Source organism: Methylobacterium sp. Leaf125 (assembly GCF_001423085.1).
In the GTDB taxonomy this organism is placed as follows: Bacteria; Pseudomonadota; Alphaproteobacteria; order Rhizobiales; family Beijerinckiaceae; genus Methylobacterium.
Map to the genome: position 1 here is coordinate 113667 of NZ_LMNU01000034.1, position 20207 is coordinate 133873.

The following is a 20207-nucleotide window of genomic DNA, read 5'->3' on the forward strand; positions in this document are numbered from 1 at the left end:
ATCCGAGACGACGTCGCGCCGGCCCGAACTCACGACAATGTTGTAAATCAAACTTGACACTTGTGGGTGTTAAAATCTAGCGTCATCCCCATGGCAACGCCGGCACCCAGCGCCCTCATCGAGCTCCTGAAGCCGATCACATGGTTCGCGCCGATGTGGGCCTTCACCTGCGGCGTGGTCTCCTCCGGCGCCTCGCCCACCGGGCAATGGCCGGTGATCGCCGCGGGCGTGATCCTGGCGGGTCCCCTGGTCTGCGCCACCTCGCAGGCGGTGAACGACTGGTACGATCGGCACGTCGACGCCATCAACGAGCCGCACCGGCCGATCCCCTCGGGCCGGATGCCCGGGCGCTGGGGCCTCTACGTCGCCGCCGGCTGGACCGTGCTGTCGCTCCTCGTCGCCGCCGCCCTTGGCCCCTGGATCCTCGGCGCCGCCCTGTTCGGCCTGGTCCTCGCCTGGATCTACAGCGCCCCGCCCCTGCGCCTGAAGCGCAACGGATGGTGGGGCAATTCGGCGGTGGCGATCTGCTACGAAGGGCTGCCCTGGTTCACCGGTGCCGCGGTGATGGCGGCGGCCGTACCGGACGGGCGCGTGCTGCTGGTCGCCCTGCTCTATTCCATCGGCGCGCACGGCATCATGACCCTGAACGACTTCAAGTCGGTGGAGGGCGACGGCCGGACCGGCATCCGGTCCCTGCCCGTTCAGCTCGGAACCCTCGGGGCCGCCCGCCTCGCCTGCCTCGTCATGGCCGTTCCCCAGGTGGCCGTCATCCTCGGCCTGTTCGCCTGGAACCGGCCCTGGCACGGAACGGTCATCGGCGTCCTGCTGCTCGGTCAGTTCGTTCTGATGCGCCGGCTCCTGGCCGCGCCCCGCGAGCGGGCGGCCTGGTACAACGGCACCGGCACCACCCTCTACGTGCTCGGCATGCTGGTGGCGGCCTTCGCCCTGCGGCCCCTGGTCCAGGGAGGTCCGTGATGGCGAACCCGACCTTTAGCTGGCGCGCCATCGTCCGGCTCGGCCTCGTGCAGACCGCCCTCGGCGCCGTCGTGGTGCTGATGACCTCGACCATCAACCGCGTGATGGTGGTGGAGCTCGCCCTCCCGGCGATCGTGCCCGGCGGGCTCATCGCCCTGCACTACGCCGTTCAGGTCCTGCGCCCGCGCTGGGGCTACGGCTCGGATCGCACCGGCCGGCGCACGCCCTGGATCATCGGCGGCATGGCGGCCCTGGCCCTCGGCGGATTGGGCGCGGCCGTGGCCACCGCCCTTGCCGAGACGCACCAGGCCGCCGGCCTCGCGCTGGCGGTGGTCTCGTTCCTCACGGTCGGCATGGGCGCGGGGGCCGCCGGAACCTCGCTCCTCGTGCTCCTTGCCACCGGCGTGGACGCGCGCCGCCGCGGCGCCGCCGCCACGGTGGTCTGGGTCATGATGATCGCGGGCTTCGCCATCACCGCGCCGCTGGCCGGGCACTTCCTCGATCCCTTCTCGGGCGCACGGTTGATCGCCGTCTCCGGCACGGTCTCGCTCGTCGCCTTCGCCATGGCGTTCCTGGCTCTGCGCGGTGTCGAGCCGGCGGCCGGGCCGTCCGCCGGCGCCGAGGCGGCGGAGAAGCGTCCGTTCCGCGTGGTGCTGGCGCGGGTCTGGGCCGAGCCGGAATCCCGGCGCTTCACGGTCTTCATCTTCATGGCGATGCTGGCCTACAGCGCGCAGGAACTCATCCTCGAACCCTTCGCCGGCCTCGTCTTCGCGATGACGCCCGGGGTGACCACCAAGCTCGCGGGCCTGCAGCACGGCGGCGTCCTCGCCGGCATGCTGACCGTGGCCGGCCTCACCATGGGCATCGGCGGCCCGGTGCTGGGCTCCCTGAAAGTCTGGACCACGCTGGGCTGCCTCGGCTCGGCCCTCGCCCTCCTCGCCATCGCGGCCGGTGGCCTCGCGGGCGCCGACTTCCCCCTGCGGGTGCCGGTCTTCGCCCTCGGCCTGTTCAACGGCATCTTCGCGGTGGCGGCGATCGGTTCGATGATGGCGCTGGCCGGGGCCGGCGGCGAGGCCGAACGGGGCACGCGGATGGGCGTTTGGGGCGCGGCTCAGGGCCTGGCCTTCGGAGCCGGCGGCTTCCTCGGCACCGTCGCGGTGGACCTGGCCCGCCTGGTCACGCCGCGGGTGGTCGACGCCTATGCCGGCGTCTTCGCCGCCGAGGCGCTGCTCTTCGTCCTCGCCGCCGCCCTTGCGCTGCGCATCGCGCACGCGCCAGCGACCCCCGTGCCGCGGGGCCTGCGTCGTCGAACATCGTTCGAGGCAACGCTTTCCACGAGGTGAGATCATGGCTGCCGTGCGGGACACCGAGCTCGAAACCTACGATGTGGTGGTGGTGGGCGGTGGCCCGGCGGGTGCGACCGCGGCCACCGACCTAGCCCGCAGCGGGCGGCGCGTGCTGCTCCTCGACAAGCCCGGACGGATCAAGCCCTGCGGCGGCGCCATTCCCCCGCGCCTGATCCGCGATTTCGCCATTCCCGACCATCTCCTCGTTGCCCGCATCCGCTCGGCCCGGATGGTCTCGCCCCGGGACAAGCGCGTGGACATGCCCATCGGCGACGGCTTCGTCGGCATGGTCGACCGGGCCGACTTCGATCCCTGGCTGCGGGAGCGCGCCGCGGCCGCGGGCGCGGTGCTCCGGCCCGCCACCTTCCGGCACATCGAGCGCGACACGGAGGGGGCCGCCGTCCACTATCTCCAGGACGGTTTTCCCCGTGCCGCCCGGGCCCGCCTCGTCATCGGCGCCGACGGCGCGAGTTCCGCCGTCGGCCGGGCCGAGATCCCCGGCCACGCCGCCATGCGCCAGGTCTTCGCCTATCACGAGATCGTCCGCCTGCCCGAGGGCGGTGCGCACGACGTCGAGGCCACCCGCTGCGACGTCTATTACCAGGGCAAGCTCTCGCCGGACTTTTACGCCTGGGTCTTCCCGCACGGCGACACGGTGAGCATCGGCACCGGAAGCGCCCGCAAGGGCTTCTCCCTGCGCGGAGCCATCCGGTCCCTGCGCGCCTCCACCGGCCTCGCGGCGGGCGAGACCGTCCGGCGCGAGGGCGCCCCCCTGCCCCTGAAGCCCCTGCGCCGCTGGGACAACGGCCGCGACGTCCTCCTGACCGGGGACGCGGCCGGCATCGTCGCACCGGCCTCCGGCGAGGGCATCTACTACGCCATGCTCGGCGGGCGCCTCGCCGCCGAGGCCGCGCAGGCCTTCCTTGCCACCGGGCAGGTCCGGGCACTGGCCGGGGCGCGACGCAACTTCATGCGGCTGCACGGGCGCGTCTTCCTGATCCTGCGGATCATGCAGGCGGTCTGGTACCGCAACGACGGACTGCGCGAGCGCTTCGTGTCGATCTGCCGGGATCGCGACGTGCAGCAGCTGACCTGGGATTCCTACATGAACAAGGAGCTGGTCCGGGCCAAGCCCGCGGCCCATGCGCGAATCTTCTTCAAGGACCTCGCGCACCTGTTCCGCTGGGTCTCGCCGTGAGTCTCGCCGGGGATCTCGCGGTGGGTCTCGACGGGGCGGGCGGCTGGGGACCGGCCGGAATCGCCGCGGGCGCGGCGATCCTGGTGGCGCTGGCGGGCGGCCTCCTGACCACGACGGGGCCCTGGTACCAGGCCCTCCGGCGTCCCGCGTGGAAGCCGCCGGACTGGGCCTTCGGCCCGGTCTGGACCACGATCTTCACGCTGACGGCGATCTCGGCCGTCCTCGCCTGGAACGCCGATGCAAGCCCCGCCGCCCGCGCGTCGCTGGTGGCCGCCTACGCCGTGAACGCCGTGCTGAACATCGCCTGGAGCGGCCTGTTCTTCCGCCTGCGCCGGCCGGACTGGACCTTCGTCGAGGTGCTGTTCCTCTGGCTCTCCATCGGCGTGCTCATCGTCGTCACGGGGCGCGTGCACGGGATGGCTGCCCTTCTCCTGCTGCCCTACCTCCTCTGGGTCGGGGTCGCCGCCTGCCTGAACCGGGCGATCGTTCGCCTCAACGGTCCATTCCGGAGCGCGTGAGCGATGGAGGCACTTCTCGCCAGCGGTCACCTCGTGGACGCGATCCTGCTCCTCGTCGCCGGCGAGGCGCTGGGCCTGATCCTGTGGAGTCGTCGGACGCAGGGCGCCTGGCCGCTGGCGCTCCTGTGCAACTTGACCTCCGGCGCGGCCCTGATGCTGGCGCTGCGCGGCGCCCTCACCGGTGCCGGCTGGCCCGTGATCGCCGGATGCCTCGCCCTGGCCGGCCTGGCGCACCTCGCCGAGATGGCGCTGCGCCTCGGCCTCCTTCCTCCGCCCGTCCGCCTTCGCGATCCCCACGACGGGCGCGCCTGACCACCCCCCGACACCACAGCTCCGGAGAGACGCCATGGATTACCGCCGCACCGCTCTCCGAATGGGGACCGGCCTCGTCGTGGGTTTGGCCGCCCAGGGCGCCTCGGCGCAGGATGCCGAGCTGATCAAGCGGGGCGAGTACCTGGCGACCGCCGGGGACTGCGTGGCCTGCCACACGGCGCCGGACGGCAAGCCCTTCGCCGGCAACTACGTGCTCAACACGCCGATCGGGAAGATCCGCACGCCGAACCTGACCCCGGACCCGGAGACCGGCCTCGGCACGTGGAGCGCGGACGACTTCTACCGCGCCTTCCACGAGGGCATCACCAAGGACGGCTCCTACCTCTACCCGGCCTTTCCCTTCGCCTGGTACACGAAGGTCACCCGCGCCGATTCCGACGCGATCTTCGCCTATCTGAAGTCGCTGCCGGCGGTGCACGAGCCGCGCAAGCCCTCCGAGATCCCCTTCCCGTTCAACATCCGCACCGCGCTCATCACCTGGCGCACCGCCTTCTTCACCGCCGGTGAATTCCAGCCGGACCCGCAGGCGAGCGCCGAGGTCAACCGCGGCGGCTACCTCGTCGAGGGGCTCGGCCATTGCGGCATGTGTCACAACGCCAACAAGATCGTGGGCAACAGCGGCCTGGCCGGCAAGCTCGGCGGCGGCGTCATCGACGGCTGGTACGCCCCCAACATCACCCCCGACGACCATACCGGCATCGGTGGCTGGAGCGACGATCAGGTCGTGACCTACCTGAAGACCGGCGCCGCCCCGGGGAACCAGCCCGGCGTCGCGGCGGGCCCGATGCGCCAGACCATCCAGGAATCCCTGTCGAAGATGAGCGACGCCGACCTCAAGGCGATGGTGGCCTACCTGCGCACGCAGAAGGCCAAGGAGAGTTACAAGGTCAAGGACATCCAGGCCTTCAACCAGGCCGACGCCCCCGGCGCGGCGACCTATCTCAGCTACTGCTCCTCCTGTCACAAGCCGGACGGCAGGGGCGTCGAGGGCGCGATCCCGGCGCTCGCCGGCAACACCTCGGTGCAGGCGCAGGGCCCCGAGACGGTGATCCGCGTGATCCTCGGCGGCCTCTCGGCCCAGAACGGCTACGCGCCGATGCCGGCCATCGGCGCCGGCATGACCGACCAGGAGGTGGCCGACGTCACCGACTACGTCCGCAACGCCTGGGGCAATGCCGCTCCGGTGATCAGCGAGCGCGGCGTCGTCGCCACCGCGCGCAAGGCCACGGAGACGATGCTGGCGGGCACCGCGCCCTGCGCGGAGATCGCCCAGCCGGACATCGCCAAGGCCGTGGCCGAGTCGGGTGCGGCCCAGAGCCTCGCCGGGCTCGAGCCCGAGAACTTCATCCCGATCGTCAACGCGCTCCTGCCGAAGATCAAGGCGGCGGTTCCCGACGCCAAGGGCGACGACATCGTCAACGGCCTGACGACGGCCTTCTGCAAGGCCGGGCGGAACGACGCGCGCTACGACAAGCCCGGTTGGCACGCGGTGATCGGCAGCTTCGCCAGCGTCACCTATGCCCAGCTGAAGAATCCCGAGCTGAAGGCCTCGACCATGGGCACGACGCCCACGCCCTGACGCAATCGCCGCGAGCGGGGCCGGTCGTGGGGCCGTGGGCTGCGGAGCCTGACGCGACGGATCAGCCCGCACGGGACCCCGCCGATGCGCCGCCGGCGCAGCCCTCAGCTCGCCATGGTGACGATGAGCGGGCCGTTGCGGGTGGCGACCACCGTGTGTTCGTACTGGACCGTGGGCGCCTGCGGCCGGCTGTAGAGGGTCCAGGGATCGTCGCCATCCTCGGCGAACTCGGCCCCGAGGGACAGGAAGGGTTCGACGGTGAACACCAGGCCGTCCGTGGCGACCCGGCGCTCGGAGGCGTCGGGCCAAGTGGCGATCTCGGTGGGCTCCTCGTGGAGGGAGTGGCCGACGCCGTGGCTGGCGAGGTTGCGCACCAGGGTGTAGCCGTTCCGGCGCGCGAAGGCCCCGACCGCCTGGCCGATGGCGGCGATCGGCTTGCCGGTCCCGACCTGCCGCAGGCCGGTCCACATCGCCCGGCGGCCATCCTTGCACAGCCGCTCCACCGCGCGGGTCACGGGCGGCACGGGAAACGAGGCCCCAGTATCGGCGAAGTAGCCGTCCTTCGCCGCGGAGACGTCGATATTGACGAGGTCGCCCGGGTTGATCCGGCGGGCCCCCGGAATGCCGTGCGCGACCTCCTCGTTGACGCTGATGCAGGTGGCGCCGGGAAAGCCGTAGGCCAGCTCCGGCGCCGGCTGGGCACCGGCCGCCTCCAGCAGACGGCGTCCGACGAGGTCGAGCTCCGCCGTCGTCATCCCGGGCTCGATCGCCTTCCCCATCGCTTCCAACGTCTGGGCGACGATGCGCCCGATCCGCTTCAACGCAGCCAGATCGTCGTCGCTCGATACCGTCATGTCGCTGTCCCTCGGGGCCGCCCGGATGGCTGGCCGCTCGCATCGCCGCCCGTCGGGGCATACCCATAGCGGACCTCCGGCTCCGGGACGACGGCCGGTTCGGCATGGCGGCCCTCAGCCCGCACAGGGCGATCCCCCGGCTTGCGGATCGCGCCGGATCGCGTCACCAGCACCGGGATGGCCCACCCAAGCTCCGCCAACGCCGCATCGGACCTGCCGATCGAAGACGCCCTTCCGGCCCTGCGCGACGCCCTCGCCGGGGGGTCGGCCGCGGTCCTGGTCGCGCCGCCCGGCGCGGGCAAGACCACCCGGGTGCCGCTGGCCCTTCTCGACGCGCCCTGGCTGCGCCCCGCCGACAAGATCATCCTGCTGGAGCCGCGCCGCCTGGCCGCCCGCGGAGCGGCGGAGCGCATGGCCGCCACCCTCGGCGAGCGCGTCGGCGACACGGTCGGCCTCCGGGTCCGCCTCGGCTCGAAGATCTCCGGGCGCACCCGGATCGAGGTCGTCACCGAGGGCGTCTTCACCCGCATGATCCTCGACGATCCGGAACTCACCGGAATCGGTGCGGTCCTCTTCGACGAGTTCCACGAGCGCTCCCTCGACGCGGATCTCGGCCTCGCCCTGGCCCTCGACACCCAGGGCGCCCTGCGCGAGGACCTGCGAATCCTGGTGATGTCGGCGACCCTCGACGGCGCCAGGGTCGCCGGGCTGCTCGGCACCGCGCCGGTGATCGAATCGGAGGGGCGCGCCTACCCGGTCGAGACGCGGTACTGGGACCGCGACCCGAATCGCCGGATCGAGGACGTCGTGGCCGAGGCCATCCTGCGGGCCCTGCGGGCGGATCCGGGCTCGGTCCTGGCCTTCCTGCCGGGCCAGGGCGAGATCCGCCGGGTCGCGACGCTGCTGGCCGACAAGGTCGACGCCGTCACGGAGATCGCGCCCCTCTACGGGGCGCTGACGCCCGCCGAGCAGGACCGCGCCGTGGCGCCCGCGCCGCCGGGACGGCGCAAGGTGGTGCTCGCCACCAGCATCGCCGAGACCTCGCTGACCATCCAGGGCGTGCGCATCGTCGTCGATTCCGGCCTGTCGCGCGTGCCCGTCTACGAGCCCGGCCTCGGGCTGACCCGGCTCGTCACCGCGCGGGCGTCGCGCGCCTCCGTCGACCAGCGCCGGGGGCGTGCGGGCCGCACCGAGCCGGGCGTCTGCCACCGTCTCTGGGCGGAAGCCGCCACCAACGCCCTGGAGCCCTTCACCCGCCCGGAGATCCTCGCCGCCGACCTCTCGGGCCTGGTGCTCGACTGCGCCGCCTGGGGCGTCGCCGATCCCGCGACCCTCGCCTTCCTCGACCCGCCACCCGCCCCCGCCCTGGCCGAGGCGCGGGCGATGCTGCGGGACCTCGGGGCGATCGAGGCCGAAGGCCGTCTCACCGAGACCGGCCGGGCCCTGCGCGCCCTGCCGCTGCCGCCGCGCCTCGCCCGCATGGTGGTCGGCGCGGCAGGGTACGGCACGGCTCGCGCGGCGGCGGATCTCGCGGCGGTGCTGGTCGAGCGCGGCCTCGGCGGGGACGACACCGACGTGACCCATCGGACCGAGCGCTTCGCCCGCGACCGCGCCCAGCGGGCCGCGGACATGCGCCGCCTCGCCCAGGGCTGGGCCCGGCAGGCGGAGAGCTTCGCCGGGGCCCGGGCCGGCGCAGCCGGGGGCCTCGACATGAGCGAGGCCGGGCCGCTCCTCGCCCTGGCCTATCCCGATCGCGTCGCACGCGCCCGCGGCCGCGACGGCGAGTTCGTGATGGCCAACGGCCGGGCCGGCCGCGTCTATGCGGCCTCCGCCCTGGCCCGCGCGCCGTTCCTCGTGGTGGCCGAGCTGACCGGCACCGCCGCCCAGGGGCGCATCCTCGCGGCAGCGCCGATCACCCTGGAGGCGATCGAGGCCCTGTTCGGATCGACCATCGCGGCGACGACACAGGTCACCTTCGATCGGAGTGCCCGGGCGTTGCGGGCCCGCTCCCTGCGGCGCCTCGGAGCGCTCACCCTGGGCGAGCGCACCCTGCCGGTGCCGGGCGACCTCGCCGCGGCGGAGATCCTGGCGCGGGGCGTTGCCGAGATCGGCCTCCCGGCCCTGCCGTGGACGCCGGCGCTGACGCAGTGGCGGGCCCGCCTGCAGTTCCTGCGGGCGGCCGATCCCGAGACCTGGCCCGACCTGTCCGACGCCCACCTCCTGGACACGATCGAGGCCTGGCTGGCGCCCGAGATCGTCGGGCGCACCAGCCTCGACGCGGTCGGCGCCGACTATCTCGCGCGCGCCCTGCAGGCGTTGCTGCCCTGGACCCTGCGCGCGCGCCTCGACGCCGAGGCCCCGACCCATGTCGAGGTGCCCACCGGCTCGCGCATCGCCCTCGATTACGAGGCCGAGGGCGGGCCGGTGCTCGCCGTCCGGGTGCAGGAGCTGTTCGGGCTCGAGCGCCATCCGAGTATCGCCGGGGGCCGCATTCCCCTGGTCCTGCACCTGCTCTCACCGGCCTCGCGGCCGATCCAGATCACGCGCGATCTGCCGGGTTTCTGGCACGGGTCGTGGAGCGCCGTGCGTTCGGAGATGCGCGGGCGCTATCCGCGCCATCCCTGGCCCGAGGACCCGGTCGCGGAACCGCCGACCCGGCGGGTGAAGCCGAGGGGCACGTGACCGAACGCCTTCGCGCCACCCTCGCCCTCTACGATCCGCGCGGACGGCTCGCGGCCCCGGCCTACCGGCACCTGCTGATCCGCACGCTGCTGCTCGGTTTCGGGCTGCTCTGCCTTGGGATCTGGCTCGCCAGCCTCGGCCTGCGCTGGGCCGGGGTCCTGGCGGTCGCCGGCATCCTGCCGGTGATCGGGGCGACGGCGATCCAGACGGTCCGGCGCCTGCACGACCGCAACCGCAGCGGCGGCTGGTTCGGCCTGTATGTCCTGGCCGAAACGGTCGGCGTCCTGCCCCTGGAGCGGGCCGTCGACGCCCATCCGCTCCCGGTCATCGCCCTGGTTCTGGCAATGCTCGGCTTCTTCCTCTGGTTCTTCGTCGAGACGGTGTTCCGGGCGGGGAGCCCGGGGGCCAACCGCTACGGTCCGGTCCCCGCAGACGCGTGAGCGGTCAGGCCGCCCGGCGGGCGGCGAGGACGATGCGGGCAGCGCTCCGGCTCGGCGGGTCGTCGTCCGGTAGGCGCATCAGGCTGTCGATGCGGGCGAGCGCGTCCACCTGCGCATCCCGTGCCGGCTCTCCCGCCAGGAGCGGTGCCACCGCGTCGGCGAGGCGCGGAGCTGTGCATTCGGCCTGGATGAATTCCGGCATCGCATTCTGTCCGAGGATCAGGTTCGGCAGCACGATCGTGGGCACCTGGATGAGGCGGCGGGCCACCGCCTCCTCGATCCGCGAGACCTTGTAGGCGACCACCATCGGCACGCCGGCCAGGGCCAGTTCCAGGGTGACGGTGCCCGAGGCCGCGAGCGCCGCCCGGGCCCGGCGGAAGGTGGCGTGCTTGGCCGCCTCGCCGTGAACGAGGGTGACCGGACTGTCCCAGGCCAGCGCCAGACGCTCGATCAGGGCCCTGTGCCGGGTCACCGCCGGCAGCACCGCCTCGATCGGTCCGAAGCGCGCCGTGAGCCGCGCCAGGGTGGCGCCGAAGACCGGCATTAGCCGCTCGATCTCCGAGCGGCGCGAACCCGGCAGGATCGCCAGGACCGGCCGCCCCGTCATGCGGGCTTCGGCCTCGGCGGCCCCGGGCCGCAGCTCCCCAAGCCGCTCGATCAGCGGGTGTCCGACATAGGTGCAGGCCGGGCCGTTCAGGCGCCGATGGGCCTCCGGCTCGAACGGCAGGAGGGCGAGGACGTGATCGATGAAGGGGCGCATCTTCGCCGCCCGCCAGGGGCGCCAGGCCCAGACGCTGGGGGAGACGTAGTCGACGATGGGCAGGTCCGGCATCCGCTTGCGCACCCGCGCGGCGACCGCGTGGGTGAAGCCGGGGCTGTCGATGATGACGAGGACGTCCGGCCGGGCCTCGACCACGTCGCGCACGGTCTGGCGGATGCGCCGCAGCAGGGTGCGCAGCCGGGCAGCGACGGGCAGGTAGCCCATCACCGCCACGTCGTCGATGGGAAACAGCGAGGCGAAGCCCTCCGCCGCCATGGCCTCGCCGCCGACCCCGCCGAAGCGGATCGGGCGATCCGAAAGCTCGCGCAGGCCGCGCATCAGCTTGGCCCCGAGCTGATCCCCGGAATCCTCGCCGGCCACCAGCCAGATCGTCCGCTCGCTGCGCGGTTCGCTCATGATCCCGATCCCGTTCTGGCCTCCGGACCGCCCGCGTCGGCGCCCAGGCCGAGGAGAAAGAGGCCCGCCCGATCCGCGACCGCGATCGTCGCCGGACGGTCAATGATCAGGGTGAAGCCCGCCTGGACGGCCAAACCGGCACAGCCCGCCGCCGCCGCGTTCGCCACCGTACGGGGGCCGATCGCCGGCAGGTCGACGCGCAGGTCCTGGCCGGTCTTGGCGCATTTCACCAGCACGGTGCCGGGCTGTGCGCTGCCGTAGCCGAAGGGCCGGCGTCCGAGCATCCGGGCCCGGGCCAGCATCCGGTCGGTCCCCTCCGGACCCTCGACGGTCAGGGCCCGCTGTCCGACGACGACGGTGGCCTGGCCGACGTCGAAATCCGACAGGGCCGCCAGCAGGGCGCGGCCGGTGGCGATGGAGTCCCGCGCCGCGGCATCGGGGGCGTGCCGGCCGAGCAGGCCCTCGGGACTGAGCAGATCCGGGGCGACCTCGTGGACGCCGACCACGCCGTGGCCGTGCTCCTCCAGGAGCGCCAGGGCGCCGCGCAGCAGGCGGTCGTCGCCGCCGTCGGAGATCGCCTTCAGGGCGTCTCGGTTGCGCAGGGCCGCGGCGGCGTTGAGGATCGCGGCCGGGTTCGGCCGGGACACGCCGCCGGCCGGCACCACGGTGACCGGCCCCCAGGCCTTGAGGATCGCCAGGATGCCGGCAATGTCGAGGAGGTCGACGGTGGCGGCCGCGCGGGCGCGCATCGCCCGCTCGGCGAACCCCCGGATGGCCAGGACGCGGAACGGACGCCCCGCCCGGTCGAGGGAGGCGGCCACGAGTTCCGGCAGGCGGCCGGCGCCCGCCACCAGGACCAGCGCCGCCGGTGCGGGCGCGATGCGCGCGGCCGGCGCCGGATTCGCGCTCAAGCGGCGCTCGGCGTCTCGCGCGGTGTGCAGAGCGAACGCTTGCCGCCGGCGCGGATGAAGGCGACGATCTCGGTCACGGCGCGATGGGTCTCGAACTCGGCGGCGACGTCTTCGAGGCGCTCCATCAGCGTGCCCTCGTTGGCGAAGAGCAGCCGATAGGCCCGCCGCAGGGTGTGGATGTCCTCCCGGGCAAAGCCCCGCCGCTGCAGGCCGATGATGTTCAGGCCCGACAGGTAGGCGCGGTTGCCGAGGGCCATCCCGTACGGGATACAGTCGTTCTCGAGGCCGGACAGGCCGCCGACGAAGGCGTGCGCCCCGACGCGCGCGAACTGGATCACGGCCGCGCCGCCCCCGATGATGACGTAGTCGCCGACGCTGCAATGGCCGGCGAGCATGACGTTGTTCGAGAACACGACGCCGTCGCCGACCCGGCAATCGTGGCCGACATGCGCGTTGGCGAGGAAGGTGCAGTTGTCGCCGACCGTCGTCTCGAGGCCGCCCCCAGCCGTACCGGGATTCATGGTCACGCCCTCGCGGATCAGGCAGTCGGCGCCCACCGTGAGGGTCGAGGTCTCGCCCCTGAACTTCAGGTCCTGCGGCGGATGGCCGATGGAGGCGAAGGGGAAGATCCGGGTCCGGGGGCCGATCGTGGTCCGGCCGGCCACCACCACGTGGCTGACCAGCTCGCAGCCCGCCCCGAGGGTCACGGACGGACCCACATGGCAGAACGGACCGACCCGGACGCCCTCGCCCAGGGTCGCGCCGTCCTCGACCACCGCGCTCGGGTGGATCTCCGCGGCGGCGCTCACTCGGTCACCAGCATGGCGCCGATCTCGGCCTCGGCGACCAGGACGCCGTCGACCCGCGCCTCGCCGCGGAACCACCACATGGTCCGGCGGTGGTTGGTCTTGGTCATGTGGTAACGCACGGTATCGCCGGGGACGACGGGCTTGCGGAACTTGCACTTGTCGATGGTCATGAAGAACACCTGCTTGGTGCGCAGCTCGTCGCTCATGATGTGGCGGCAGCAGATGGCGCCCGCGGTCTGTGCCATGCCCTCGATCAGCAGGACGCCGGGAAACACCGGCAGGCCGGGGAAATGCCCGGTGAATTGCGGCTCGTTGATCGTGACGTTCTTGATCCCGACACAGCTTCGGTCGCCGTCGATCTCAACGATCCGGTCGATCATCAGGAAGGGATAGCGGTGCGGCAGGAGTTCCAGAACCTTCTGGATATCAGCCGAGCCGAGTTCACGCGGCATGTCGCTCATCGATTGTCTGATCCTACTGCGCGTCGGCGCCCCGCCGTCCCGCCTCGTTCCCGTTCGCCGCCAGATCTGGAGGAAGCGCCTTCATTCGGCAGATGGACCGCGGATGCAAGCCCTCAGGGCCGAAAGCTGCGGTCGCCCGCCCAGCGGAGCAACGATCCGGGGCGACCGATCGCCACGTTGTCATTCCAGGGCGGAGGCTAACGTCTGAGTAGAAGTTTCCCGATCTTGACGTCGCCTTTGCGAGCCCCAGAATCCATGAGGGCCGACCCAGAAACGGCGGTTGTCCGAAGACCTCCCTTTCCGAGGACAAGACCTGATGGTTTCACCCGATAAGGATCGGTTCCCTCAAAGCGGGGCCGTGAGACCAGGGAACATCGAAGTTTCAGCGAGCAACAACGTTCAGGCGCTCCGTCCTGGAGACGTCGTCATCTCCGCCGACCTGGCGCATCGCCCCGTGCGGGCGATGGATCTCGCCGGCACCGCCGCGGCCCTCGGCGCGGTCGCCGCGTACTTGGTGCCGGACCCGGCCGCGGCCGGCCAGGCGATCCTCGACGCGATCCTTCGGCTCTGCGGATGCGGCTCGGCAGGGCTCGCCCTGCGCGACGTCGAGGCGGACGCGCTGGTCTGGAGCCGCGTCGCCGGCCGGCTCGCCGACCAGGCCGGCCTACGGTTTCCGCCCGATGGCGATGCGCAGCGTCACTGTGTGGAGACGGGAGAGACCATCCTCGTCAGTCGCCCGTTCGCCGGCCTCGCCGACGAGGCGGGCGCGCCCCTGCTTGAGGGCCTGTTCACGCCCGTGCGGGACACCGCCGGGCGGGTGCTCGGCGTGCTTTGGGCCATCCACCACGACGTGACCGCGCGGTTCGATGCGGAAGACGCCCGGATCCTGCAGCAATTCGCAGGGCTGTTCGTGCTGGCCCTGAAGGGGTCCGGCAACGCGGCGCCGGAGCCCGGGGCGAAGCCCGCCCGCGCGGCCCACCGCACCCCGCCGACGCTGGCCGACGCGAACCCGTTCATTCGTAAGCTGCACGGCTTCGTTCCGCTCACCTCGGCGGATCGGGAGCGCCTGCAGCGCCTGACGGACGAGGCCGTCGCCGTGCCGGCCCGGATCGATCTGATCCGCGAGGGCGATCGCCCGGGCGGCGTCTTCCTGATGTTGGAGGGAATGGCCTGTCGCTACAGGCGGGTCGGTCCGGATCGGCGCCAGATCACCGCCTACCTGCTTCCGGGCGATGTCTGCGACCTCGACGTCGCCCTGCTGAGCCGGATGGATCACACCATCATGACCCTGACGGACAGTCGGGTGGCCCGACTCGACCGGGCAACCGTGCTCGACCTGATCCGCAGCCATCCCAATATCGCGGCGGCCCTGCGCAAGACCACCCTCGTCGACGAGGCGACCCTGCGCGAATGGCTGGTCGGTCTCGGGTCCCGCGGGCCGCTCCAGCGGGTCGCCCATCTCTTCTGCGAGTTGCAGGCCCGGTTCGAGGTCGTCGGGCTGGCGGGTCCACGGGGTTTCCCGCTGCCCCAGTCGCAGTCGGACCTCGCAGACGCGACCGCCCTCTCCAGCGTGCACGTGACCCGGGCGATCCAGGACCTCACGGGCCGCGATCTGGTCGCCCTGTCCGACGGGATGCTCCTCATCCGCGATCCCGGCGGGTTGAAGGCGCTCGCCGGATTCGGCGGCGACTACCTCCACCTGGAGGATCGCCACCCGCGCGGCTGAGGCTCAGGCCTTGGGCTCGTCCCCGCCGGTGGAACGCTCGGCCAGGCGCGCGAGCGTGGTCAACTCGCGGAACCAGGCCCTCACGGGCTTGGCCGGCGTGCCGCCCCATCGGCTGCCGGGCGGCACATCGCGATTCACGTTCGACGAGCCGGCGATCTGCGATCCCATGCCGATGCGCAGGTGGCCGACGACGCCGACCTGACCACCCAGGACGACGTAGTCCTCGAGGGTGGTCGACCCGGAGATTCCAACGCCTGAAACGATCACGCAGTGGCGTCCGACGACCACGTTGTGGGCGATCTGCACGAGGTTATCGATCTTGGTGCCCTCACCGATGATCGTGTCGCGGCTGGCGCCGCGATCGATCGTGGTGTTGGCGCCGATCTCGACATCGTCCTGAACGATGACCCGGCCGATCTGCGGTACCTTCAGGTGACCCCCCGGCCCCATGGCGAAGCCGAAACCGTCCTGGCCGAGGCGCGCGCCCGGATGGATGATGACCCGGTTGCCGAGAAGCGCATGAGTCAGGGTGGCCCCGGCTCCGACCGTGCAGTCGCGCCCGATCCGGACTCGGGGGCCGATGCTGGCATTCGGGCCGATGACCGTGCCGGAGCCGATCTCGGCACCCGGACCGATGACGGCGCCCGGATCGACCTGCACGCCGGGTTCGAGGTGCGCTTCGGGATGGATGTGTGCCCCCGGGGCGATGCCGGTCGAGCCGAAGAGCGAGGCGGGCCGCATCGCCTCCGGATGGAGCCGCGCCAGCAGGCCGGCGTAGAGCCGGTAGGGATCCCGCAGGACCAGGGCCACGGTCTCGGCCGGGACCCGTGGGGCGAAGCGGGGCGAGACGAGGCAGAGCCCTGCCCGGGTCGCCACGAGCGCGTCGCCGTAGCGGGCGTTGTCCATGTAGGCGACGTCGGTCGGCGTGGCGGATTCCAGCGGCGCGGCGCCGGTGATCACGCCGTCCGGGTTCGTGCCCTCGGGCAGCGAAACGCCAGCAGCCTCGGCGATGGCGCCGAGGCTGAGGGTGGTGGTCGCGGAGAAGAAGATCGGATCTGACATGCCGTCACAACGCGCTACCTCCCCGAAAGGAGGCAACGCTCCGGGTCAGAACCGCGAGCCGCCGGAGAACCGGAAGGCCTGCAGCTGATCCTTGCCGACGCGGCCGAGGTAGTTGCCGGTCGCATCGTAGGCCTTCACGCCTTCATCCTTTGAGAGGGCGTAGGCGTAGTCGAAGCGGATCGGGCCCAGCGGCGAGTTCCAGAGGATCGACGCACCGACCGAGGACCGGATCGTCATCTTGTCGCGCACGTTCACGCACTCGGGTTCGACGCCGATGGTGTTCTGGTTGAAGTTACAGGCGCCGCCCGGTGCGATACCGTTGATGAAGGCATCGCCGTTCACGTTGAACTGCGTCCGGCCGTTATAGCCGAACAGCGTACCGGCATCGGCGAACACCGCGCCCTTCAGGCCCAGATCCCGCGGCACGCCGGGGAGCGGGAACTGAACTTCGACCGTTCCGCCGAAGTAGGTCGAGCCGCCGATGGCGTTCGAACGGCTGTCGCTGATGCCGACGTCGCGCGGACCGATACCGTTGGGCGCGAAGCCGCGGACCAGCGATGGGCCGAGGAAGAACTGATCGGTGATGCGCAGGGGCTGATCGTTCAGGGCCGTGATGTGACCGCCCTGGAAGCGGACGAAGCCGACCACGTCCTCGTAGAGCTCCTTGTAGTACCGGGCATCGCCGGTCACGCGGAAGAACTTCGAGTCGCCGCCGAGGCCGGCGACGTCAGGCTTCAGCTCGGCGTAGAGGCCGTTGCGGGGCGAGCCGAGGTTGTCGAGGGTCGAGTAGGCGAGCGTCAGGCCGGCGAGCGAGGTCAGCGTGTTGCCCTGCGACCCCTTGAGCGCGATCGAGGCTTCGCCGTCGAGGGCACAGGCGGGATAGGCAGCCTGCTCACCCGGCGCGCCGGTCGCAACCGTTCCACCCGTCAACACAGTGTAACCCGGGATCGGGTTCGAACAGTCGTTGTACGGACGCTTGATCGTGTTCGGAACCTTCAGCTCGGTGTTGTAGAGCGAGTACCGCATCGTGATGCCGAACTCTTCGGTGATCGGCAGGCCGACGCGGAGCTGGCCGCCATAGACCGTGGTCTCGTAGCGCGAGTAGCGGGTCTGGTCGCTGTACTTGTAGAAGGCGTCGAAGCCGGCGGCGAGACGGTAGCCGAGGAAGTACGGCTCGGTGAACGAGAAGTCGAGGCCACGGGAGTACTGGCCGCCGGTGCCCGCCACGCGGACGTACTGGCCGCGACCGAGGAAGTTCGACTCCGAGATCGAGACTTCGCCGATGATGCCGTCCTGGGTGGAGTAGCCGCCCGCCACCGAGAACGAACCCGTGGGCTGATCCTCGACATCGATGTTGATGATGACGCGGTCGGCCGAGGAGCCCGGCTCGTTGGAGAAGCGCACCTTCTTGAAGAAGCCGAGGCCGTTCAGGCGCCGCTCGGCCCGGTCGGTCAGCACCCGGTTGTAGGCGTCGCCCTCGGTGATATCGAGCTCGCGCCGGATGACGTAGTCGCGGGTGCGGGTGTTGCCGCGGATGTTGATGCGCTCGACGTAGACGCGCGGGCCGTCCTCGACCACGAAGCCCAGGGCCACGGTGTGGGTGGCGCGGTCGCGCTGGCCGGTGGGACGCACCTGGGCGAAGGGGTAGCCCTGGCGACCGACCTGGTTGGTGACGCCGTTGAGGGTGCGCTCCACGTCCTCGGCATTGTAGACGTCGCCGACCTGCGCGCGGATCTCGCCGTCGAGGACCTGGGTGTCCAGGCCCGGCAGGCGGGAATCGATCGCGACCGCGCCGACGCGGTACTGCTCGCCCTCTTCGACGGTGACGGTGACGACCCAGCCGGCATCGCCCTCGCCCTCGACGTAGCGGGCATCCGCATTGATCACGCGGAAGTCGGCGTAGCCGTTCTTGAGGTAGTAGCGCCGGACGATGTCGAGGTCGTTGGTGATGCGATCCGGATCGTAGACATCGGAAGTCTTGATGAAGCTGAGGAAGTTCATCTCCGAAGAGGACATCAGCTCGCGCAGCTTGGACGACGAGTAGGCATTGTTGCCTACGAAGTTGATCGCCTTGATGCCGGTCTTGTCGCCTTCCTCGATCACGTAGATGACGTCCAGGCGGCCGTTCGGCAGGTCCACCGTCCGGAAGGTGACCTTGGCCGTTCCGCGGCCGGCGCGGCGGTAGACTTCCTTGATGCGCTGGATGTCGGCCTGAACCACGGCCTCGCTGAAGGCGCCGCGCGCCTTGGCCTCGACCTCGCCCTCGAGGGTGGCCTTCTCGATCTTCTTGTTGCCCTCGAACACCACCCGGTTGATCAGGTTGTTCTCGCGGACGCTGACGACGGTGCTGGCACCGCTGCGGGAGACCTTGACGTCGGAGAACATGCCGCTCGCCAGCAGGTTGCGGCGGGCTTCCTCGGGCGATCCGGAGGCGGTGCCGGTCACGTAGGACCGGATGGTGTCGGCATCGACACGCTTGTTACCCTGGACGACGATCTGCTGCGCCTGAGCGGCTCCACCGAGAACGAGGCCAGCGGCCGCCGCGGCGACTAGGACGATGGTCTGTTCCGCCGACTTACGCCGGCGCTTCCCCGTCATCGACATCATGTAATCGCCCGTCTCTTTATATCTTCAGCGCGAGTTTGCACCCGCAATCAGGCGCCCGTTTTCCGGGCGTCCTGACACCTGGTCCCAAGCTCAGCTTCTATCGGGATTCCGGCGTTAAGCAAACGCCGGGGGGTCCCGCTCACTGGGGATTTTGGGGAGACGTGGCCTTCCGGTCACTTAACGCCCCGGGCCGATCGTCGAACAGGGTCAACAAACGGTTGCGCGCGAAACCCGGAGGTTCCGCGCGCGAGGGGGATTGTGGTTAAGATCGAGGCGTTTGCATGTCTCGGAACGGGACCGGACGGTGCGTGCCGACCGGCCCCGCTCACGCCCGGTCAGGTTCCGCGGGCGCCCCAGGAGGCGCCGAGATTGAGAATATCGTTCCAGGCGGCGAACAGCATGAGGAACAAGACCAGGGCGAGCCCGATGCGGAAGCCGATCTCCTGTGCCCGCTCGCTCAGGGGCCGGCCGCGAACGGCCTCGAAGGCGTAGAACAACAGGTGGCCCCCATCCAGCAGGGGCACGGGGAAGAGGTTGAGGAGGCCGATCGAGACCGAAAGCAACGCGATCAGCCCGACCAGGCCGGCAAGGCCGCCGCTCTGGGCCACGGCACCGGAGACGCGGGCGATGCCGATCGGTCCAGACAGCTGATCGGGGGATTCCCGGCCGGTGGCCAGCTTGCCGATGTAGTCGATCGTCCGGTCGACCACGAAGTAGGTCTCGTAAGTCCCCAGGCCGAGGGACTGGAGCGGGCCGTAATGCACGAGCTTGGCCTCGCTCGCCTTCGGACCCTGGATTCCCAAACGGCCGAAGCGGTGCCGCCCGAAGGGGGTCACATCCTCCTTGCGCTCCGGCACGGCCACGAGCTCGCGGGTCTCGCCGCCGCGCTCGACCGTGAAGGTGAGGCTGGAGCCGGCCGCCCCCGACACCGTCCGCTGCATGTCGGTAAAGCTGTTGACCCGCGACCCGCCGATGGCGCGGATCACGTCGCCGGGCTCGAAGCCGGCGCGGGCCGCGGCGCTGTCGGGCATCACGGCCTCGACGCGGGCCGGCGTCTCGTAACGGCCGCCGACGTAGATGGCGCCGGAGAACAGCGCGATGGCGAGGATGAAGTTGGCGATCGGCCCGGCGGCCACGATGGCGGCGCGCTTCGGGAGGGACTGCGTCGGGAAGCTCGTGGCCCGCTCCTGCGGGGACATCCGGGCGACGGCCTCGGGGTCCGGAACGCTGGCGCCGTTGGCGTCGCCGTGGAACTTCACGTAGCCGCCGAGGGGGATCGCCGAGAGCTTCCAGCGCGTTCCGTGCCGGTCGTTGAAGCCGAAGAGTTCCGGTCCGAAACCGAGGGAGAAGGCGTGCACGCCGACCCCGCACCAACGCCCCACCAGGAAGTGCCCCATCTCGTGCACGAACACGACGATGCTCAGCACGATCAGGAAGGGGATCACGGCGCCGAAGAATCCGCTCGCCGTGCCGCCCATGGCGTTCAGGAAGTCCATTGGTCGATCCTCTCGGCCTCCCCCGGGGCCGTC

General features: G+C 71.2%; 17 protein-coding genes. 9 read left to right on the plus strand and 8 right to left on the minus strand.

The genetic code is table 11. The features are described from left to right. Window positions 1-90 precede the first annotated feature (90 nt). The 6 genes from chlG to ASF58_RS19015 all read left to right on the plus strand — a co-directional run bounded on the left by chlG (window position 91) and on the right by ASF58_RS19015 (window position 5949). Window positions 91-975 carry a chlorophyll synthase ChlG gene (chlG, locus tag ASF58_RS18990; RefSeq protein ID WP_055956091.1) on the plus strand — a complete coding sequence of 295 codons (885 nt, stop codon included), beginning with the start codon at window positions 91-93 and terminating at the stop codon, window positions 973-975. After that, window positions 975-2318 (plus strand): BCD family MFS transporter, encoded by a 1344-nt coding sequence (locus tag ASF58_RS18995; RefSeq protein WP_055956094.1) that lies wholly within the window; start codon window positions 975-977, stop codon window positions 2316-2318. Before chlG ends, ASF58_RS18995 begins: the two co-directional genes overlap by 1 nt. A gap of 4 nt (window positions 2319-2322) precedes the next feature. Then, complete coding sequence (locus ASF58_RS19000; protein ID WP_055956097.1) at window positions 2323-3519, plus strand: geranylgeranyl diphosphate reductase; 1197 nt, start codon at window positions 2323-2325, stop codon at window positions 3517-3519. Window positions 3520-3539: 20 nt separating this feature from the next. After that, window positions 3540-4037 carry a TspO/MBR family protein gene (locus tag ASF58_RS19005; protein WP_055956556.1) on the plus strand — a complete coding sequence of 166 codons (498 nt, stop codon included), beginning with the start codon at window positions 3540-3542 and terminating at the stop codon, window positions 4035-4037. Window positions 4038-4040: 3 nt separating this feature from the next. After that, a complete protein-coding gene (locus ASF58_RS19010; RefSeq protein ID WP_200930227.1) occupies window positions 4041-4349 on the plus strand; it encodes a hypothetical protein in 309 nt (102 codons plus the stop codon). A gap of 61 nt (window positions 4350-4410) precedes the next feature. After that, entirely contained in the window at window positions 4411-5949 is a 1539-nt protein-coding gene (locus ASF58_RS19015) for a cytochrome c (RefSeq protein ID WP_244477409.1), read from the plus strand. A 104-nt stretch (window positions 5950-6053) separates the two neighbouring features. Here ASF58_RS19015 and map read toward each other — a convergent pair whose 3' ends face one another. Next, complete coding sequence (map, locus tag ASF58_RS19020) at window positions 6054-6803, minus strand: type I methionyl aminopeptidase (protein WP_055956101.1); 750 nt, start codon at window positions 6801-6803, stop codon at window positions 6054-6056. Between the two features lie 177 nt (window positions 6804-6980). Between map and hrpB the strand changes: the two genes are divergently transcribed. Then, the gene (gene hrpB, locus ASF58_RS19025; RefSeq protein ID WP_055956559.1) at window positions 6981-9485 is read left to right on the plus strand and encodes an ATP-dependent helicase HrpB; all 2505 of its coding nucleotides are present in this window, start codon (window positions 6981-6983) and stop codon (window positions 9483-9485) included. Then, entirely contained in the window at window positions 9482-9925 is a 444-nt protein-coding gene (locus ASF58_RS19030) for a DUF805 domain-containing protein (protein ID WP_055956104.1), read from the plus strand. The genes hrpB and ASF58_RS19030 overlap by 4 nt, the downstream gene beginning before the upstream one ends. Window positions 9926-9929: 4 nt before the next feature. On the opposite strand, the gene lpxB is transcribed toward ASF58_RS19030, so the two are convergent. From lpxB to fabZ, 4 genes are read right to left on the minus strand one after another with little or no spacing between them, the layout of a single operon-like run. Next, entirely contained in the window at window positions 9930-11102 is a 1173-nt protein-coding gene (lpxB, locus tag ASF58_RS19035; protein WP_055956107.1) for a lipid-A-disaccharide synthase, read from the minus strand. Beyond that, window positions 11099-12013: a UDP-2,3-diacylglucosamine diphosphatase LpxI gene (gene lpxI / locus ASF58_RS19040; RefSeq protein WP_082513181.1), complete on the minus strand. Its 915-nt coding sequence runs from the start codon at window positions 12011-12013 to the stop codon at window positions 11099-11101. The genes lpxB and lpxI overlap by 4 nt, the downstream gene beginning before the upstream one ends. After that, a complete protein-coding gene (gene lpxA / locus ASF58_RS19045) occupies window positions 12010-12822 on the minus strand; it encodes an acyl-ACP--UDP-N-acetylglucosamine O-acyltransferase (protein WP_055956109.1) in 813 nt (270 codons plus the stop codon). Before lpxA ends, lpxI begins: the two co-directional genes overlap by 4 nt. Continuing rightward, the gene (fabZ, locus tag ASF58_RS19050; RefSeq protein WP_055956113.1) at window positions 12819-13283 is read right to left on the minus strand and encodes a 3-hydroxyacyl-ACP dehydratase FabZ; all 465 of its coding nucleotides are present in this window, start codon (window positions 13281-13283) and stop codon (window positions 12819-12821) included. Before fabZ ends, lpxA begins: the two co-directional genes overlap by 4 nt. Window positions 13284-13641: 358 nt before the next feature. On the opposite strand from fabZ, the gene ASF58_RS25320 reads away from it, so the two are divergent. Further along, window positions 13642-15009 (plus strand): cyclic nucleotide-binding domain-containing protein, encoded by a 1368-nt coding sequence (locus ASF58_RS25320; RefSeq protein ID WP_210166883.1) that lies wholly within the window; start codon window positions 13642-13644, stop codon window positions 15007-15009. A 3-nt stretch (window positions 15010-15012) separates the two neighbouring features. Here the strand turns inward: ASF58_RS25320 and lpxD are convergent, their stop codons facing one another. The 3 genes from lpxD to rseP all read right to left on the minus strand — a co-directional run bounded on the left by lpxD (window position 15013) and on the right by rseP (window position 20174). Continuing rightward, window positions 15013-16071 (minus strand): UDP-3-O-(3-hydroxymyristoyl)glucosamine N-acyltransferase, encoded by a 1059-nt coding sequence (gene lpxD / locus ASF58_RS19060; protein ID WP_055956115.1) that lies wholly within the window; start codon window positions 16069-16071, stop codon window positions 15013-15015. A gap of 45 nt (window positions 16072-16116) precedes the next feature. Next, window positions 16117-18678, minus strand: a complete 2562-nt coding sequence (gene bamA, locus ASF58_RS19065; protein WP_055956118.1) for an outer membrane protein assembly factor BamA — start codon at window positions 18676-18678, stop codon at window positions 16117-16119. Window positions 18679-19013: 335 nt separating this feature from the next. After that, window positions 19014-20174: an RIP metalloprotease RseP gene (gene rseP / locus ASF58_RS19070; protein WP_055956121.1), complete on the minus strand. Its 1161-nt coding sequence runs from the start codon at window positions 20172-20174 to the stop codon at window positions 19014-19016. Window positions 20175-20207: the final 33 nt, after the last annotated feature.

What these genes read in the sequence shown, in the direction of transcription:
- ASF58_RS18995 (WP_055956094.1), top strand. Translation starts at nt 975, where the DNA reads ATGGCGAACCCGACCTTTAGCTGGCGCGCCATCGTCCGGCTCGGCCTC.
- ASF58_RS19015 (WP_244477409.1), top strand. Translation starts at nt 4,411, where the DNA reads ATGGGGACCGGCCTCGTCGTGGGTTTGGCCGCCCAGGGCGCCTCGGCG.
- lpxD (WP_055956115.1), bottom strand. Translation starts at nt 16,071, where the DNA reads ATGTCAGATCCGATCTTCTTCTCCGCGACCACCACCCTCAGCCTCGGC.
- ASF58_RS19010 (WP_200930227.1), top strand. Translation starts at nt 4,041, where the DNA reads ATGGAGGCACTTCTCGCCAGCGGTCACCTCGTGGACGCGATCCTGCTC.
- bamA (WP_055956118.1), bottom strand. Translation starts at nt 18,678, where the DNA reads ATGATGTCGATGACGGGGAAGCGCCGGCGTAAGTCGGCGGAACAGACC.
- ASF58_RS19000 (WP_055956097.1), top strand. Translation starts at nt 2,323, where the DNA reads ATGGCTGCCGTGCGGGACACCGAGCTCGAAACCTACGATGTGGTGGTG.
- chlG (WP_055956091.1), top strand. Translation starts at nt 91, where the DNA reads ATGGCAACGCCGGCACCCAGCGCCCTCATCGAGCTCCTGAAGCCGATC.
- map (WP_055956101.1), bottom strand. Translation starts at nt 6,803, where the DNA reads ATGACGGTATCGAGCGACGACGATCTGGCTGCGTTGAAGCGGATCGGG.
- rseP (WP_055956121.1), bottom strand. Translation starts at nt 20,174, where the DNA reads ATGGACTTCCTGAACGCCATGGGCGGCACGGCGAGCGGATTCTTCGGC.
- fabZ (WP_055956113.1), bottom strand. Translation starts at nt 13,283, where the DNA reads ATGAGCGACATGCCGCGTGAACTCGGCTCGGCTGATATCCAGAAGGTT.
- lpxB (WP_055956107.1), bottom strand. Translation starts at nt 11,102, where the DNA reads ATGAGCGAACCGCGCAGCGAGCGGACGATCTGGCTGGTGGCCGGCGAG.
- hrpB (WP_055956559.1), top strand. Translation starts at nt 6,981, where the DNA reads ATGGCCCACCCAAGCTCCGCCAACGCCGCATCGGACCTGCCGATCGAA.